Consider the following 18502-nt stretch of genomic DNA (forward strand, 5'->3'; position numbering starts at 1 on the left):
GGAAATCAAAATGTTTTGAGCGTGCTGTCCGGCAAAACAGCACGCTCAAAACACCTGATAACGATAGCTGATAGCACAAGAAGTTTTAGTGATTCACGTCACATCAATTGAAATACAAAAAATGAAACGTTACAAAATTAAGTGATTAATATCACAAATAAACGTTTGCTTTTGCCCTTCTTCACACTTTTTACTCAAAACACGGCGCGCTGCGTAGGCGTCATCCCGGAAAGCCCTGGTTCCCTGGAAAACATTGCCCCCTTGAAAGCCTTGTCTACTTGATAAACCTGCTCCCTTGAAAACATTGCCCAGTGAAAGCACTGCCCCCTGAAAAGAATGCTCACTCTGAAAAACCTGTCACCTTGAAAAGATTTCCCCCTGAAAACACGGTGCCCCGGACATCCGGGGCACAGGTTTTATCGGCTAGCGTTCAAACCGGGGTTTAAACCGCAGCAGGCGCAAAGCATTCAGGGTAACCAGTGCGGTGGCACCGCTATCTGCCAGGACCGCGACCCACAAGCCAGTAAAGCCCAGTAAGGTGGTGACCAGAAACAGCGCTTTCAAGCCGAGAGCCAAGCCAATGTTCTGACGGATATTGGCCAACGTCGCACGTGAAAGGGCAATCATGGCGGGCAACTCCGCCACCCGATCATGGGTCAATGCAGCGTCGGCCGTTTCCAGTGCGACATCGGTTCCCCCCCCCATCGCGATCCCGATGGCGGCAGTTTTCATCGCCGGCGCATCGTTGATGCCATCCCCAACCATCGCCACCTTAGCGTGCTGGTTGGCCAGTTCCACTTCCCGGACTTTGTCTGCCGGCAAGAGACCGGCGCGGTAATCAATCTTGATCTCGCCGGCAATTGCCGCGGCGGCCCGAGGGTTGTCACCAGTCAGCATCACGGAGCGGATCCCCATCGCATGCAGTTGCCGAACCGCTTGCGGTGTTTCTTCGCGCAAATTGTCCCGCCAGGCAATCAGACCCACCGGCTCACGGTTACGAATCGCCACCACCAGCGTCTTGCCTTGTGCCTCCAGAGCCTCGGCCTCAGCCTGCTGCGCCACGGTCAGCTGAATCTCTTCCGGCAGCCGGTCTGCAGCGACCAACAGCAGAGAATCACCGTCAACGACCCCCATGATCCCGCGCCCGGGTAATGCTTCCCGGTGTTCAGCGTGCGGGACAGGCAGCCCGCGCGATGCCGCAGCTTTGACCACAGCCTGTGCCAGCGGGTGCATGGAGCCGTCTTCAACCGCTGCCGCTTGTTGCAACAGACGTGCCTCATCACCGTCCCAGCTGACCAGATCGGTCATCACAGGTTTGCCCTGCGTCAAGGTGCCGGTTTTATCAAAGGCCACCAGGTCAATTCGTCCCAGTTGCTCCAGTGCTGCGCCGCCTTTAATCAGCGCCCCGCGTCGGGCCGCCGCTGCCAGACCAGAAGTGATCGCCGCCGGAATGGAAATCACCAGGGCACACGGGCAGGCAATCAGCAACAAGGTCAGTCCTTTATACAGCCAGGCTTCCCAGGACTGGGCAAAGAACATTGGCGGGATCACGATCACCAGCGCCGCGAGAGCAATCATGGCCGGGGTATACCAGCGGCTGAAGCGGTCGATAAAACGCTCCAACGGCGCTTTGCGCGACTCGGCATCTTCGATCAGGTGCAAGATCCGATCGATGGCATTTTCCCCCTGGGCGGAGACAATTTTCAGCCGGACCACCTTATCGGCAACCAAGGAGCCAGCCATCACCGACTCGCCCGGTAACCGCTCGACCGGCACGGACTCACCCGTCAATGCACTTTCATCAAAGCTGGCGCTGATATCCATCAACTCGCCGTCTGCTGGCAATCGTCCGCCTGGGGCCACTTCAATCACATCGCCCGGGGCCAGGGCCTCCGCAGCGACTTTAACTTTGGTGCCGTCCGGACGAACTAAGGTGGCTTGCTCCGGCACCAGATCCATCAGCGCCTTCACGCCACTTCGTGCCCGGGCAGAAGCATATCCTTCCAGCTGTTCACCCAGCAGGAACAGTAAGAGCACCATTGCGGCTTCTGCCGTTTCCCCGAGATACAATGCCCCGATCGCTGCCACACTCATCAGGGTTTCGATTGAAAACGGCGAACCGCCTTTGGCCAGAGCCACGGCCTTGCGGACAATCGGGATCAGGCCCAGGATCGTGGTCGCGGTAAATGCCGCCAACCCGAAAGTCTCCGATACCTGGCTAACCAAAAACGAGGCTAGCATCATGAAGGCGATAGAAAGAATGGCGGCATTGCGACGCCAGAAGCCTTGCGGAGCAGGCTCGGACGATTGCTGCGAAGAGATCAACGGAAATCCAGTGTCACTGGCTTTGCTTTCAATCACCGTCGCCAGCGCCTGATCGCCGCAACTCACCATCAGCTTCTCGGTCGCAAACATCACTTTGACGGTATACACGCCCTCAATCGCCGAAATCGCTTTTTCCAGCTTTCCGGCACAGCTCGGGCAATCCATATTCTGGATTTTCCAGCTCAGGCTATGGCTGTCTGCCGACGCCTGGAACAAAGACTCCGGCTCGTTCTCCTCGGCTGTGTGCGAGGTACTGCAACAGGTGCCTGATTTTCCGTGGTCATGGGGAACTGATGAGTGGTGTGCGTGATCAGTCTCTGGCCCGGTGTTCAGGGCAGCCGGAGAGCACTTAAAAGCAGCAGGCTGAAGGACATTGGCAGATGGGTGAATGGCCGAAATTCGGGGCCGCCCGGCAGGCTCTTCATCGCCACCGGAATCACTCCCCGACGCCTCGCTGCCCTGGTCGGCAGACACAGTCTGCACTGATGCGGACGCACAACAGCCTTGTGGATCTCGCCCGGCCTCAACACGGACCGAACCGGTCTGAGCCCCTATTGGCTTGACGGTATGGATATGGGATTTCTTGTTGTTACACTGAGCACACATGGCACACTCCTCAGGTTGGTTTGTAGGATGAATATCCTAACTATAAACCTTGGAGCTAAGTCTAAGGTCAAGCCATGCATGAAAAAAGGTTCTTATTTTCTTCTTCCGCGCTCACCAATCCCGGAAAGACTGCAACAGACCACTCCCAAACCAACTTTCAACGGCATGGGTGTCCATCCATCGAAACAGCCAACCCTCAGCGTTCAGGTAAACCGCTTAACTCTTGCTGCCCGGCAGATTCTTCCGGTGTTTGTTGCTCTCGGGCCTGCTTGTCATGCAGCGCTTTAATGAGCTGACGATCGCGCTCTGCAAAATACAGATCTTCCTCAGCTTTCCCTCGCAGACGCATGTGCTCAAGAAAATCAACCATGATATTTGCCTCACACCAACCGATTCACTTTAATCATAGTTGATGCGTGGCTGGCAGCTCACCGCGAGCTGGCAACCTTTGATTTCGCGCAAATTGCCGGTCAATAATCTTGCGCCACATGAAAAACCATCATCGACACAACACATCCCCTCCCTAACGCAGACGCCGAAGCACCACACTGTTATCCAGCACATCGGCCCACGCCTGATAATCCAACCCGCTGTCGAAAATATACTCCGTGATTAAGCTTCTGACGGTGGTCAGCAGCGCTTCCGCAGTCCAGGGTTTCTCGAAATAGCTCTCGATCCGAGCCCGATTGATCGCTTCAATCGTATCCTGGTGGGTTGCCTGACCGGTCAGCAGAACCTTCTTGGTCTGAGTAAAGCGCTGATCCTGCGACACCCGACTCAACAGCTCGACCCCGGTCATGCCGGGCATCACGTGGTCTGAAATCACCACCGCGATATGCTCCCCTTCGGCGTCCAACTCGTCCATCAGCTCCAGCGCTTCGTCAGCCGACTCACAGTCTTCAACCTGAAAATAATCATTGAGCGGCGCCAGATCTTTCAGCACCGCACTCAGCACTTCCCGCTGATCATCCACACAAATGATATTTAACTTTTCCATCAGCTTTCCCTTAAGCAATTGGTAAATGAATTCGAAACTGCGTGTTGTCCGGATTGCTCCGAAGCGAGATCGAGCCGCCGTAACTGTGGACAATCCGCTGCACGATCGACAGCCCCAGCCCGAGCCCGAACGACAAGCCGCCTTTTTTGGTGGTGAAGTTCGGGTGAAACACCTTGTGGCGAATCGCGTCGTCGATCATCGGACCGTTATTGCTGATGATGACGCTGATCCGACGTCGCGAACTGCGCGTCACAATCTCCAGCTCCGGTGCCTGGGTCTCAGCCATGGCGTCACAAGCATTTTTGATGATGTTGACCCAAATCTGCACCAGCTCGGTGGTACTGGCAGTCAGGGACGGTAACTCGGCGGGTTGCAGTACCACGTTCACCCGGCGCAGATTACTTTGCAGCAACGATAAGGACTTGTGCAGCGTGTCGTTCACATCCACGCCCGGCTGCCGGGTTTGATCGACACCGCCCAGTTGCTTCACCGAGCGGACAATGCCCGCTGCGTGCCGGGCGGCAAGGCGCATGTCATGCAGATCGCGCCCCATCTCCCAGTACGCCAGCGCATCCTCTAAGTTGCCCAGCCATGCAGGCGGCACTTCCCCGTCCGGCACCGCCCGAGCCAGTTGCCGGGCCGACTCGCGTGCCAGGCCATACGTTTGCTGTAACGCCCGGGACCGCTGGCGCACCTGCGACGATGTCGCCGCCTGCCCCTCGTCGATCCCGCTGATCAGGAACGGGCAGAGCTCAGGCTGGTGCTGCGCCAGGTACTGGCGTACCGCCGATTCCACCCCTTCCGTTTTGCTGCTCAGCACACCGATGGCATTGTTCAGCTCATGGGCGATTCCTGCGGCCAACTGACCCAGCGTCGTCATCTGCTCAGCGGCATAAAGCTTCTGCAAGGCTTTCTCTTTGGCGATCGCCTGCTGACCCGCCAGTACTTGCCGCTTTGCCAGCTCATGCACCATCACCGGCATAAACTGCTCGGTCAATGACCCGAATTGCGCGGCATCCACCGCCGTGGTGGTACTGTCAATCCAGGCCAGCTCGCTGTCTTCCTCAGCAATCACGGTAGTCGAAGCCACCAGCGTTCTGGAAAAGAAACTGTGAACACCGAAAAACATCCCGGGATCGACCCGAAAAATCCTCGCTGTCTGTTCGCCGCTTTCATTATGCATGTAACCGGCCAGCTTCCCGGATTTCACCCAGTACAGCCGGTCGTTAAAACCATCCTGGCGCAGCACCTGGGTGCCGGATTTCACCCTCAGGGTTCTTGCCGGGTCGCCGAAATACACTTCAATAATGCGTTGCAGTGCCATGGGTTGTTGCATGTCATCTCCGTGTATTGACCACTTAAATATGATCGATCAGATGCAGGATCCAAATCATCACAAAACTCAGCAGCACACCGACCACGCCGACAATCACCCCGACCCGTGCCATCTGCTGACTTTCCACATGACCCGTTGCATGAGCCAGGGCATTCGGCGGCGTACTGATCGGCAGGGACATTCCCAAAGAGGCAGCAAAGGTCACCACCAGGATCAGGGTGATCTCACCGCCAAGCGGTACCAGGGACGCCATCGATGTTCCTAAAGCCGCCATAATCGGCATCAGCAGGTTGGCCGTCGCCGTATGCGACATGAAATTCGCCATCAACAGACACAGGACCGCCGAACCGCCGAGAACCACGTAAGGGGAATAACTGTCAAACGGGATACTATGCACCATCAGCCGGGCCAGACCGGTTTGGTCCAGCGCCAGCCCCAGAGCGATCCCGCCGGAAACCAGCCACAACACGTCCCAGGAAATTTTCTTCAAATCTTCTTTGTTGATAATGCCGGTCAGCGAAAAGACCGCAACCGGGATCAGCGCCACCGTATAGGCATTCATGCCGTGGGCCGATCCCATCAGCCACAGCACAATGGTCAGCGCAAAAGTGACATACACCGTAATCGCCTTCGGCGTCTTGAGAAATTTGCCCTGAATGGTCAGCTCAATTTTTTCCTGCTTCGCCGGGTAGAACCCGTTGATCAGGGCCCAGGCAAAACACAGCAAGACTGCAACGAACGGCACACCGAAGAACATCCACTCGCCAAAAGTGATCAGATTCTCACCGGTCAGGTATTTCAGCGCGATGGCATTGGGCGGCGTGCCGATTGGTGTGCCAATCCCGCCAATATTGGCGGCCACCGGAATGCACAGGGCGAAGGCAATTTTGCCCGGATCTTTGGCACCGAACAGAGCGATCACCGGGGCCAGGATCGACAACATCATGGCTGTGGTGGCCGTGTTGGACATAAACATCGAAAAAACAGCGGTGATCAACATCAACCCGAACATCACATGGCTGGGCCGGGTGCCGAACGGTTTCAGCAACACCCGGGCCAAGTTGACATCCAACCGGTACTTGGTTGCAGCCATCGCGAGGAAAAATCCGCCAAGAAACAGCATGATGATCGGGCTGGCAAAGGTTGCCATAATGGCTTTATGACTCAGCAGCTCACCAAACGCTGCCTGGCCTTCCCCACCGCGAAACAGCACCAATCCTTTGTCGGACAGCATCAGCAGTTCCAGCACAATAATCACCACCGAGGTGGCGTAAATCGGGATCGGCTCAAACACCCAGCACAAAGCGGCCAGCAGAAAAATGGCGATCACCCGTTGTTGGATCACAGTCAGTCCTTCAACCGGAAATGCTGTGGCCGGTAGCAGCAGGATCACCAGCGGGATCAATATCGGTACGAGATACCTCAGAGATTGGCGCATCATGGATCTATTCCCTAACAACAAATAAAAATCGGTCTGATACCTAGGGCCTTCTGGGTGACGGATGATGCATGTCGCAAGCATAAGGGGCACACGGCCAGGTATCCGGCTCTGCCGTCGGTTTCCGCAGCCACCAGCGGCAGTTCGAACGCTGTTTCCAGAGCGATGTCAAAAGCAACTCTGGTCATTCTGCGACCGGCAACGGGGCATTTCTTAGCCGCAGATCAATAAATAAGCCGATGAAATTCAACCAAATGTTGTAAACCTGCGCTATCGCACATTCACTCACAGGGGGACATCCGGCGGGAGGCACAATAGTGCAGCGTGAAAATAAGGTCGGCACAAGCCAGGCAGTTTCAGGCCGGAGGGATGAGATCAAAACAGCCACAGGCGCCGAAGCGTCTGTGGCTGCTATTTCAGAGTTGGTATTTCATGATTGGTGTGTCAGGAGCGGTGTTCCAGGATCAGCGTACCCGTGCTGCGATTCCGCCCAATTGTCAGACCGGATGTTTAAAGCAATCTACAATCTGGTTACTGATCGCGGTCAGCACATCACGCCGGGTGATAATGCCTACCAACCGCCCGTTATCCACCACCGGATAAATTTTCGGCTTTTGGCCGGTCATGACTTCCGCCAGCTCAATAATCGAGTCTTCCGGTGTGACCGTCAGCACCTCTGAACGCATACAATCCTGCACATTATGGGTATCCTGGCAGTGATAGCCGACTTTCAGCAGCTTATGGATCATATCCTGCTCAGAAATAAAGCCGACCACTTTGCGTTGCTCGTCGACAACCGGACCACCGATCTGTTTCGATACCAGCAATTTATCCAGCGCCTGCGACAAGGACATTTTCGGATCAAATGTGACCGGGCGCATATTCATGTAATCTTTAACTTTCAGCGACTCCATGCATCCCCCTAAACGAAATTTACAAACCAAAACAGGCGCTTCATCTTGTTCTACCTGCTGTATGTCTTAAGTGTTACCCATTTCTCTGAAATTACTAAATGGAAATAAGCAATTTCATTAATAGGTATGACCGATACATGGCGGCCGACGATCAAAAAAGCCGCACGGCAACGGTGCGGCTTGGGTTGGGGTCGTTTTGGGGTTACCGATGACGGCCGTGTTGCGTCAACAGCCTATTTCATCAACAACAGTCTTACATAAACAGCATCATCAGCATCGCCAGCGGCAACTGATCGCCCGATGCCAGAATGATTTGATCGCCATCCACCTTGACCTTCAGGTCGTAAAACTCAGACCCTTTTTCAATGATGCCGTTTTGCTCCATCATGTTCGCTTTGTCCAGCAGCTCAGGATTCGCTTCGACCAGCGCAATCGGCAACTGTAAACTGAAATCGCCCTGAAGTTTATCCGTAATCAACGCCAGATTCTCTGACGCCCTGGCAATGCCCGGCGCCAGTTCAAGGTTCAGATTGCTGGTCACCGCCCCTTTCGGCGTCACCACGCTCAGTTGCTCAATCGCAAACTTCATTCCTTTCGCCACCAGCAGATCCAGCGCCAGAGCTGCTTCTTCCGCCTGTGCCTGGGTCATCTGCTGTTCAATCCCTTCAGCTACATGGCCAAGACGGGTGATGGCCGGATAATCAAGCTCCGAGAGTGCCACCTGGAAGTGAAGGTCCTGGTATTCCTGACCATCCATCGCGACAACACGTGCAATGCGCACGCTGTTGGTATTGGTCAGCTTCGGATCCGCCGCTTCTGCAGCCGGTTCCGGCTGACTCAAGCTGTTCTGCATCGCGACCACCAACTTGTCCAGCGCCACGCCCTGATCGGCTTCCAGGTTATGGAAGCTCAGGTGCGCCACAGCCAGGTTCTGGCTGCCAATCCAGAACTGACCATCCATCACGCCCTGGCCGCCCCCCTCCAGCCCGTTCAGGACCATGGTTTCGCGGGCCGTGGTGGTCAGGGATGCTTTCGGCAACCGGTAGTGGAACTCTCCGGCCCCTTTGCTATCCACCGAGCCGGTCATCTCAAACGATGTCACATCAGCCGTGGCCCCTTGCTCATCCTTGAAGGCAATCGGGTTCATGGTGATGGAAAATTCCGTCGCCCGGGTCAGGGCGGTCGAGGTGGTGAAGCGGATCGGCGTCACCCCGTCACCCCACAACTTGTCCGCCACCGGCTTGAACGTCTCATCCAGCACCAGCTCGCTGGTCGATGTCACGCCCAACACGCCGTGCTCAACTTTATGATGGACATACCAGACTGTCGGCAAGCCTTCATCATCGAACATCGGTTTCCAGTCATCTTTCACTTCGAGGCGGGACACCACATCCGAGCTCAGATAACCCCGGTCATAACTTTCATTGCTGATCGTCAGGTAAGGATTTTCATACTTCCCGACCGTATCCAGGTAGATACGCTCACCAATTTGCCCGGTCGCCAGCGGCCAGCATAAGATGATTGACACGGCACCGCCGATGGCGCCAATTTTCTTCAACATGTTGTGTCCCAGTTGCTACTTATTCAGCGCTCAGTCTACCACATTGCACGATAACCTCTGCGTATATTGTCGTTGAATCAACAACTAATGGCATCAGTTTGTAATCCGTCTCTCACTCTTGATTGATGATTTCTTATACACTTGAAGCAAAGGCACCCACGGAAGCGAGGCAAGGTTGAACAGTTTTGTCATTGTCTGTCTGGATGACGACCCCTGTATTATTGAACGGCTTAACCAGGAGCTGGCGGAATTCGCCGGGCTGTTTGATCTCTGTAACGCCTACAGTATCCGCGAAGCCTACAAGATCCTAGATCTCGTTGGACGGCAGGGACAACAAGTCGCGGCGGTGATCTGCGATAACCGCCTCGGCCAGGATAACGGCGTGGATTTTCTGATCCAACTTGAGGCCCATCCGGCCACCCGCCACGCCCGCTCGATATTGCTCAATGACAAACCCCAGCTCGACAGCATCATGCAGGCGGTCAACGAAGGCAGGCTGCATTACTGCCTCAACAAACCCTGGCCCCGCGATGAGTTAAAGCAGGTGTTGACCAAGGAACTCACGACCTTCGTACTCAAACATCCCGGCGAAGACTGGCTGCGATATAGCCAGGTGCTGGATCACCGCCGGATCCTCAATGCCCATATCGATCGGCAAATGGCCAACTTCCGTTCCGGCTTTATTCAAAATACCAATGATCTGGACGACGCCAGTCTGGCCCGTCAGGTTACCGATGCCCTGCACGACTTTTTTGACGGCAACGATGAGAGCCGGGCCTGCCGGACCTACAGTGCCAACCACCTGCTGACCCAGGAAGGCCAGCCCAACCGCTTCCTGTGGTTTATCACCGAAGGGGAAGTAGTCCTGTTCAAAAAAGATGAACACGGCAACCGGCACGAAGTGGTCCGGGTCGGGCCAGGCAACCTGGTCGGCGGGATGTCGTTTGTCTCGGGCGAACCGTCGTTTTCGACCGGGATCACGCTGGGCAAAACCGACGTCATCAAGCTTGATCGCACCCTGTTCAATAAGGTGATGAATTCCCGCAGCGAACTACTGCCCTTATTCACCAACCTGCTGCTGCGGAACTTCAACCGCCGCCTGCAAGGCAGTATCCGCACCGAAATGCAACTGCAGCAAACCCTGCAATCGCTGGATGCCGCCTACCAGCAGCTAATTGAAAAAGAAAAAATGGCCATGCTGGGCCAACTGGTCGCCGGGGTGGCCCATGAGCTCAATAACCCGGTATCGGCCATCCTGCGGGGCAGCGATACCCTCAAACACACCATCGGCAAACTGACCGAAACACAACTGAGCCCGGAAAACCAGACCCGTGGCAATGTCATCCTGCAACAGGCCATGCAGTCGCGACCGCTGTCGACCTCGGAAACCCGGCGTCGGGCCAAAGCCCTGGAGCCGGTGCTGGGGGATCGCCAGCTGGCCCGCAAGGCGGTCCAGATGGGCATTGACGGGCCGGTGCACCTCGACAGTTGGATGCTCGGCCAGAAAAAAGAACTCAAACCGGTGATGGAAGAGTGGGACAATTACTACCAGGTGGGCAGTTTTCTACGTTCGATGCACGTGTGCGCCCAGCGCATTGCCGATCTGGTCAAGAGCCTGAAAAGCTATGCCCGCCAGGATGATGAAACCTTCCACCAGGTCGACATCCATGAAGGGCTGGAAGATACGCTGGTGATTTTCGAAAATCGCCTGAAACGCCACCTCGTCACCAAAGAGTATGCAACGCTGCCCCCCGTCACCTGCCAGCCCATCGCCTTGCAGCAGGTGTGGACCAATCTGATTGCCAATGCGCTGGACGCGGTGGATGAGCCCGGGGAAATCCAGATCATTACCCGATTCACGCCTGGTACGGAAAGCCTGAGCCCCGGCAACCAAAGCGTGGATGTGATCGTCGAAGATAACGGCAAAGGGATTGCCCCGGCGCAGCAGGAGAAAATCTTCGAACTCAATTACACCACCAAGCGTGAAGGCAACTTCGGCTTAGGCATCGGCTTATCAGTCTGTCAGCAAATTATCCACCATCACCATGGCCAGATCCGGGTTGAATCCGAGCCCGGGCAATTTACCCGAATGATTGTCACGCTCCCGCTGAACGGCGGCGTCTCCCGCCCCGGGCCGGCAGCACATTCCACCGCGCCACAGGAGGCCCTATGAACAAATATCTGATCCTTTGCGTCGATGATGAACGGGAAGTGCTCGACAGCGTCATCCATGACCTCAGCAGCCTGGAAGAGCATTTTGTCATTGAAGCGGCGGAATCGGTCGATGAGGCCAAGGAAGTACTGGCCGAGTCGATCGCCGATCATGTCCCGCTCGCCCTGATCCTGTGTGACCATATCATGCCGGGCGAAACCGGGATTGATTTCCTGATTGAACTGAAGCACTGGTCGGAAACCGAAACCTCTCGCCGGGTCCTGCTGACCGGCCAAGCCGGGCTGGAAGAGACCGTGCAGGCCGTCAACCAGGCCAGCCTGGACTATTACATCGCCAAACCCTGGGACGGCGATCAGCTCAAACAAGTGGCGATCGATCAACTGACCAGCTATGTCATTGAGCATGAAACGGATCTGATGCCCTGGGCCCGGGTGTTAGACACCAACCGGATCATGGCTGCGCTCAGTGATCGGCGCCTGTCACTGTCCGACCGCTAAATCACAGGCACCGCTTTGCGGGATCGGGTAAAAGTGTTATGTTTCTCACATAATCAGTTCCCCGAAACGGTGACCTATGAAAGTTGCAGTCTTCAGCACAAAAAAATACGACCAGCAGTCATTCGAGCGCATTAATGCCCACTACCAGCATGAGTTGACTTACTTTGAATTCCGGCTGACCGAGCAGACCGCCCGGATGGCGCACGGTTTTGACGCCATCTGTGCGTTCGTCAACGACGATCTGAGCCGTCCGGTGTTGCAAGTTCTGGCCGATCACCAGGTCAAGATCATTGCCATGCGCTGCGCTGGCTTTGACAAGGTTGATCTGGATGCGGCCGCTGAGCTGGGCATCCAGGTGGTTCGCGTTCCTGCCTATTCGCCGGAAGCTATTGCCGAGCATACCCTGGGCCTGATGCTCAGCCTGAACCGCCGGATCCACCGTGCGTACCAACGCACCCGCGACGCCAACTTCTCTCTGGAAGGACTGACCGGATTCAACTTCTACGGGAAAACCGTGGGTGTCATCGGCACCGGTAAGATTGGCATCGCCACCATTCGTATCCTCAAAGGCCTCGGAATGAACATTCTGGCCTACGACCCGTATGAAAACCCGATCGCTCTTGAACTGGGTGTCGTCTACACCACCCTGGATGAGATTTATGCCCAGGCGGATGTGATCACCCTGCACTGCCCGATGACCGAAGAAAATTACCATATGCTTGATGCCGAAGCATTTGGCAAAATGCGCGACGGTGTGATGATCATCAACACCAGCCGGGGTGAACTGCTTAACTCCAAAGATGCCATTGAAGCGCTGAAAAACCGTAAAATCGGCTCGCTGGGGATTGATGTGTATGAAAACGAAAAAGACCTGTTTTTCGAAGACAAGTCGAATGATGTCATCGTCGATGATGTCTTCCGCCGTCTGTCTTCCTGCCACAACGTCCTGTTCACCGGGCACCAGGCGTTTCTCACCGAAGAAGCGCTGGGGAACATCGCCGACACCACCCTGAACAACCTCAAGCAGTTTGAGGCCGGGCAACGCTCCGGCAACGAACTCATTCAGGCTTAATCCGATCCAGCGGGCGCAGACCCGCTGGCTCCCTGTATAATACGCTGAGTAACAATTCGCGCTACAGATCACATTTTTTTGTGATTTTTGCTGCATTTTTACCCGACCAATCGTCAAAATAATCACTTCTCATGGCAAAAATCTATGATTAGCCGGCTTTGTCCATTAAGATGCTCCTAATCTTTTGAAAGCTCCACGGACTAATTTTCATGCGTAAAACATTTATTGCCACCGGCATCATCCTGGCATCACTTTCTTCGGTGGCTCACGCGAACAATCAAGCGACCATGAGTAACTTTAGTTACGACTACGCCGAAGCGCGTATTGGGATTAGCCCGCTGACTTATGGCGCAGGCTTTAGCAAGTCGATTCACCCGAATGCTCACCTGACCGGCAGCATCGACACTGAGTTTGATAATGACTGGGATATGGCGTTCGGGGTCGGCTTCCACGCCCCGGTCAATAACTGGGCCGATATTACCGGTGAAATTAAAGCCCGCAATGCCAAAAAAGACGAAGGTCCCCTGAGCAGCTCAAGCGGCAAACTGGGCATGGAAGTCAACATTGGTGTCCGCCAGTGGTTAGGCCCGCAACTGGAAGTCGGCGGTCTGCTAGGCCACCTGAATATTGACGATAGCGAAAAAACCATCGGTTCGATTTATGGTCGCTTCCATGCCACCGAACTGTTCTCGATTGGTGTCCAGGCGCGCTTCAACGATATCTATGATGATCAAATCATGCTCACCACTCGCTTTAAATACTGAGTCGGTTATTTAAAGACTCAGTCGGTTTCAGGCACTTCCTGCTCCGGGAAGTGCCTTTTCAGTGCGCAGTATCTTCGCAGAGCTGTACATCAGTACAACGCCATACCGGTCAAACGTCACGCCCAGATTGTCTCAAATCCATCCTCACATCCTCAGCCGATTTCGCTTCTCAGCCAGCTCATAAACGCCTCGAATCGTGGCGACAATGCCATCTCACGCCGACAGACAATGAAATAGCTCAGCGGTGACTGAACCGCCATCGCGAACGGCGCCACCAAGCGTTTATTGTCCAGCTGATGGGCCACAAATGACTGGCGCCCCATGGCGACGCCAATCCCCTGTTCGGCCGCCTGCAGGGCCAAATCGGCCCGGTCGAAAGTGCAACCGGCCTCAGGCAACATCACGCCATGGCGTTGAGCCCAGTACTGCCACTCATCATTCTGGCCGGCCCGGGCCCAGGGAGCAGCGTCGTGTAGCAGCAGGCAGGCGCTGAGTTTCTCGGGATTGCCATACAGGTCATGAGTCAGCGCATACTCATGGCTGCACACCGGCAACATGCTTTCATCCATCAGTTTGGCAGTATGCAGCCCAGGATATTTCCCGTGACCGAAATAAATCGCGCAATCGAACGTTTCCGTCTGAAAGTCCACCAATTCATTGCGGGTCCGCAAATGGAACCGCAGCGCCGGGTACTGGTCGATAAAGCGTTTCAGTCTGGGCAACAGCCAGGTTTGCGCAAAGGTCGGCGGTACCGCAACGTTAAAATCACCACTGAGCTCCACGGTCTTCAAATCACGAATTTCGTGGGCAATGTCCCCGAAGTTATGGGCTACAACCGCTTTGAGCCGCTTGCCCTCTTCCGTCAACACCAATTTGCGCGGCTGGCGAATGAACAACTGTACCCCGAGGTTTTGTTCAAGGTTCTTGATTTTATGGCTGACGGCACTTTGGGTCAGGCACAGAATTTCTGCGGCCCGGGTAAAACTCATTTGATCGGCTGCAATCAAAAAGCAGTGGAGTCCGGACAGCACTTGACCCGTCAGTTTTGGTAGTTGCATAAAGGGCTAATTTTTATGATGAAATTGTTGCCATCATACAATAAAAAAGACCACCGACATACGGTGGCCAGATTCTGAAAGCCAGAAAAGGAGATAGTGCACTGAGTATTGGTTTCGCTTACTCGAGCGACTGGAGCAAATGTTGTTTCCGCTCTTCTTCAAGCAAGGTCCAGTGGCAGCCCTCAATCGCGCCGGCAAACATCCAGAGCAATTTGAGGTCAATGTCCTTACCGTGGGAGTGTCGGACTTTTCGGTAGACTTCGGCAGCGCCGAGGGAAACAAAGCTACTGACATCCGGGATCCCTGCTTTCTTCACCATCCGCTCCAGCGTCAAGCGCATATTGGGCAGATCTCGTAGACGCTTCCCCTGAGAAGAGGATTTCTGGGCTTTTTCTTCTGTAGACAGGCGAATCGACTCGCGAATGATCTCATCACACAGCACCCGATCCTGAAGGTACAAATACGTAATATCGTAGTAATTCACAATGGCCGTTGTGCTCCGCTTGATGTGTTTGAATTTCTCGCATCCCAGCGAGGCCAGTCGGCCATCCAGTGTTTCACCGCCGCGTAAAAACATCGACTGCTCGGTCAGGATGGCGTACATGGCCCCATGGATGAAAATTCCTGTACCACCAAACATGGAACGTTTTTCATACTTGCCAAATTCGCGCAAATAATTAAATAAGTCTTCCTTGATCGATTGCACAATCTTCCCCTCGCTAACCGTGAAAAGTTCGTTTAAGTAGCCGTAAATTCAAGCAAAATCTTTCGATGCAGAGACAATGACACAGCGGTTATATATTGTCCACATATGAAACCATGAACACTTGAAACTGAGATTTTCGGCATATTATACGAGGCGAAATAAGTTAAATGAGACAAAATTTACCCCAAATGATGTGCTGACCGTATAATTCACAGTCAACACAATAAGTCCGAACATCCCTGTCGTGTATCTGCCGCCTGACGACTATGGTTATTAATAGGGAGGAGATGATATGGCTGACATCGCACTGTATCCGTCATCCAAGCACCTATTGCCAGAGGGGCGGTTAGAACTTTCGATCACCGAAGAGCGGTTCATACGGATGATCAAACAATCTCTGGCCGGGGAACGATGTTTTGCGCTTTGTATGCTGAATGAATTCGAAACCCATGATGATGTGAAGAAAATTCCGGCCATCGCCACCGAAGCAAAGATTGTCGACTTCAATGCCGATGAGAATGGTTTGCTGAGTATCATCGTCGAAGGCGTCCGGCTGATCCGGATCCTGTCGATTGAAATTGATGAAGACGGCCTGCTGCATGGGCCCAGCCAAGCCCACCCACAGTGGCCAGAAGCCGAGATTGACGACAAAACGGCTTGCCTGGCAGATAAACTCGAGCTGTTTTATCACACCATGCCGGAAGTCGGCGCCCTGTTCCCCACTCCAAATTTGCACAGCCTGACCTGGGTATGCCTGCGCTGGCTTGAAGTCCTGCCGCTTGAAGTCCATTACAAGCAGCTGCTGCTCACCCAGGAGACGGTAACGCTGGCCACCCGATTCTTGCTTAAATTACTGGATACAGATGCCGAACCATCAACAGAGCTGGCATAAAGATCGAAAAAATTCGAACTATTTGACTATTTTTGCCCATCAATACTGTCTATCAGACAGCGCTCAAGATAGAATCTTATCTTCAATTTCAATCAAATAACCATCATGGCACACGTATCTTTTTTCTGGCTCAAGCCGGAGAATGACAAAATAGTCAAAGGCATACAGTCCGAGTTCTGCGCACGGGTAAAAGACGCGATCGCCAACAATCGCCTGAGCCTGCCACCGATCCCGGAAGTCCTTGCCAGACTTCAGCGGCTCTGTGAACTGGAAGACACCACCATTCGTGATGTGGCTGATGTCCTGCTCGACGACCCGGGCATTGCCGCTTCAATGATCAAAATTTCCAATACCATCATGTTCAACCGCCGCAACGTGGTTTGCCATGACATCCAAACGGCTGTCAGCCGGCTCGGGATCATGCGGGTGCGCGATATTGTGACAGCAAAAGCCATCGAAGATCTCAAGACTTATGGCCATTTTGACAGCCGGTGTAACCAGTTGCTCCAGCAAAGCGCTTTGCGTTCAAGACAGCTCGCAGCCACCATGGCGGTCATCAGCCAGGGCTTGCTGAGTCATCCGGACAGCACGGCACGGATCGAACCGGAAAAAGCCTTGCTGGCAGGCCTATTTGCCGACATCGGTTTATTCAGTCTGATTCACGAATATCAGGCCTATCTGGAAAATGGCAACTACCTGGACCTGAACGTCGCCAAGTTCGTGTTTGAACATTGCTGCCAGGACGCCAGCTTGCTGATCCTCCGGCACTGGGGCTTTGATGATGATTATCTGGAAGTTGCCTGCAACACCAGCATGCCTTATCGCCAGCAACAACCGGGGACCCGTTACCTGGATATCGCCCGGATGGCCAACCATTTGCTGATGTTCAAAAGCAATGACGAGGCCATTGACGATCACCATGTCGAACTGGACCTGGCCGGGGCCGACATCATGTATGACCTGACCAACATGCCGGAAGCTGAATTTAACCAACAGTTACGCGACGTCATTAAAGAAAGTGGATTCTAATCACCGCACCGCCATCAAAAACCTTTGATAGACAGCGGCTTATATTGACCTCTTCTTTCTGATACTGATAAGCTGCTTGTTTCATGGAATGAAAGCAGCTGATTGCCCTGGGTGATACCTGGACAAGCGATTCCCCCTCTCCCGACCCAATCAGCGTTGACCCCAACGATCGTAAGGATGCACATGTTTTCAGGAATGCTCTATATCTTCCTTCCGCTGGTGATCGGCTATCTGATCCCGGTGCACAAGGGATCCGTCATTGAGTTTATCAACGTCCAAACCAGCCGCCTGGTGCTGGTGATCCTCGGTCTCATGGGCCTCAGCCTGGCCGGACTTGATAACCTGGGACAAAACCTGAGCCAGATTCTCACCTATACCACGGTGTTCTTCCTGACCATCAGCGGATGCAACCTGCTGGCCCTGCCCGTGATCGATAAACTATGGCCGACCGAGACCAGTCAGGATCATCGCCGGCTGCCATTCGGCAAAATGATGATGGAATCCGTGAAGCTGATCTTCGTCGTCGCCGGCGGCTTGCTGGTTGGCCTGCTGTCCGGTATTGAACTGGGCTGGGTCGATCAGGCCAGCGAGATCATCCTGCTGTTGCTGCTGTTCCTGATTGGGATCCAATTGCGCAATAGCGGCATGACCCTTCGGCAAATCCTGTTGAATAAAAAAGGGATCACTATCGCACTGGTCATTGTAGCGACCTCCCTGCCGGGCGGTGTCATCGCTGCGGCTATCCTCGGGATCCCGCTCACCCATGGCCTGGCCATGGCTTCCGGTTTTGGGTGGTATTCGCTGGCCGGGATCCTGATGGGAGATGGCCTGGGGCCGATTTTCGGTGGCGCCGCATTCCTCAACGAGCTGCTGCGCGAACTGGTCGCCCTGACGCTGATCCCGGTCGTGATTGGTCGCTATCCCAGCACTGCTATCGGATATGCCGGCGCAACGGCAATGGACTTCACCTTACCGGTCATCCAAAACTGCGGCGGGATCCGCTGCGTCCCTGTTGCCATTGTCAGCGGGTTTATTCTCAGCTTGCTGGTCCCATTTCTGATGCTGTTCTTCCTGTCGCTCTAAACACGTAAACGGCAACACCAAAAAGGGAAGCCGAAGCTTCCCTTACTGATT

At 54.4% G+C, this 18502-nt stretch carries 16 protein-coding genes; 7 read left to right on the top strand and 9 right to left on the bottom strand.

The window, feature by feature from the left end; genetic code table 11:
- Window positions 1-423: 423 nt before the first annotated feature.
- From NH461_RS10680 to NH461_RS10710, 7 genes are all read right to left on the bottom strand, one after another.
- On the bottom strand, window positions 424-2931 hold the full coding sequence (locus NH461_RS10680) for a zinc/cadmium/mercury/lead-transporting ATPase (protein ID WP_261600335.1): 2508 nt from the start codon (window positions 2929-2931) through the stop codon (window positions 424-426).
- 196 nt (window positions 2932-3127) lie between these two features.
- Complete coding sequence (locus NH461_RS10685) at window positions 3128-3301, bottom strand: hypothetical protein (protein ID WP_261600336.1); 174 nt, start codon at window positions 3299-3301, stop codon at window positions 3128-3130.
- 153 nt (window positions 3302-3454) lie between these two features.
- Window positions 3455-3928 (bottom strand): response regulator, encoded by a 474-nt coding sequence (locus NH461_RS10690; protein ID WP_261600337.1) that lies wholly within the window; start codon window positions 3926-3928, stop codon window positions 3455-3457.
- Window positions 3929-3938: 10 nt separating this feature from the next.
- Complete coding sequence (locus NH461_RS10695) at window positions 3939-5264, bottom strand: ATP-binding protein (protein ID WP_261600338.1); 1326 nt, start codon at window positions 5262-5264, stop codon at window positions 3939-3941.
- Between the two features lie 22 nt (window positions 5265-5286).
- Window positions 5287-6702 carry an SLC13 family permease gene (locus NH461_RS10700; RefSeq protein WP_261602886.1) on the bottom strand — a complete coding sequence of 472 codons (1416 nt, stop codon included), beginning with the start codon at window positions 6700-6702 and terminating at the stop codon, window positions 5287-5289.
- 497 nt (window positions 6703-7199) lie between these two features.
- On the bottom strand, window positions 7200-7616 hold the full coding sequence (locus NH461_RS10705) for a CBS domain-containing protein (protein WP_261600339.1): 417 nt from the start codon (window positions 7614-7616) through the stop codon (window positions 7200-7202).
- Between the two features lie 253 nt (window positions 7617-7869).
- Window positions 7870-9177 carry a YdgA family protein gene (locus NH461_RS10710; RefSeq protein WP_261600340.1) on the bottom strand — a complete coding sequence of 436 codons (1308 nt, stop codon included), beginning with the start codon at window positions 9175-9177 and terminating at the stop codon, window positions 7870-7872.
- Window positions 9178-9352: 175 nt separating this feature from the next.
- On the opposite strand from NH461_RS10710, the gene NH461_RS10715 reads away from it, so the two are divergent.
- From NH461_RS10715 to NH461_RS10730, 4 genes are all read left to right on the top strand, one after another.
- On the top strand, window positions 9353-11350 hold the full coding sequence (locus NH461_RS10715; protein WP_261600341.1) for an ATP-binding protein: 1998 nt from the start codon (window positions 9353-9355) through the stop codon (window positions 11348-11350).
- A complete protein-coding gene (locus NH461_RS10720) occupies window positions 11347-11847 on the top strand; it encodes a response regulator (protein WP_261600342.1) in 501 nt (166 codons plus the stop codon). Before NH461_RS10715 ends, NH461_RS10720 begins: the two co-directional genes overlap by 4 nt.
- Window positions 11848-11923: 76 nt before the next feature.
- Window positions 11924-12919: a 2-hydroxyacid dehydrogenase gene (locus NH461_RS10725; protein ID WP_261600343.1), complete on the top strand. Its 996-nt coding sequence runs from the start codon at window positions 11924-11926 to the stop codon at window positions 12917-12919.
- 209 nt (window positions 12920-13128) lie between these two features.
- Complete coding sequence (locus tag NH461_RS10730; RefSeq protein ID WP_261600344.1) at window positions 13129-13683, top strand: hypothetical protein; 555 nt, start codon at window positions 13129-13131, stop codon at window positions 13681-13683.
- A gap of 152 nt (window positions 13684-13835) precedes the next feature.
- Here the strand turns inward: NH461_RS10730 and dsdC are convergent, their stop codons facing one another.
- Window positions 13836-14741, bottom strand: a complete 906-nt coding sequence (dsdC, locus tag NH461_RS10735) for a DNA-binding transcriptional regulator DsdC (RefSeq protein WP_261600345.1) — start codon at window positions 14739-14741, stop codon at window positions 13836-13838.
- Window positions 14742-14859: 118 nt separating this feature from the next.
- Complete coding sequence (locus tag NH461_RS10740) at window positions 14860-15381, bottom strand: TfoX/Sxy family DNA transformation protein (protein WP_410000108.1); 522 nt, start codon at window positions 15379-15381, stop codon at window positions 14860-14862.
- Window positions 15382-15739: 358 nt separating this feature from the next.
- Between NH461_RS10740 and NH461_RS10745 the strand changes: the two genes are divergently transcribed.
- From NH461_RS10745 to NH461_RS10755, 3 genes are all read left to right on the top strand, one after another.
- Window positions 15740-16339, top strand: coding sequence for an LON peptidase substrate-binding domain-containing protein (locus NH461_RS10745; protein ID WP_261600347.1), 600 nt, complete (start codon window positions 15740-15742; stop codon window positions 16337-16339).
- A gap of 105 nt (window positions 16340-16444) precedes the next feature.
- Window positions 16445-17368, top strand: coding sequence for an HDOD domain-containing protein (locus tag NH461_RS10750; protein ID WP_261600348.1), 924 nt, complete (start codon window positions 16445-16447; stop codon window positions 17366-17368).
- Between the two features lie 183 nt (window positions 17369-17551).
- Window positions 17552-18451, top strand: a complete 900-nt coding sequence (locus NH461_RS10755) for a lysine exporter LysO family protein (protein WP_261600349.1) — start codon at window positions 17552-17554, stop codon at window positions 18449-18451.
- Window positions 18452-18502 lie beyond the last annotated feature (51 nt).

It is taken from the genome of Photobacterium sp. TY1-4 (genome assembly GCF_025398175.1).
GTDB lineage: Bacteria > Pseudomonadota > Gammaproteobacteria > Enterobacterales > Vibrionaceae > Photobacterium.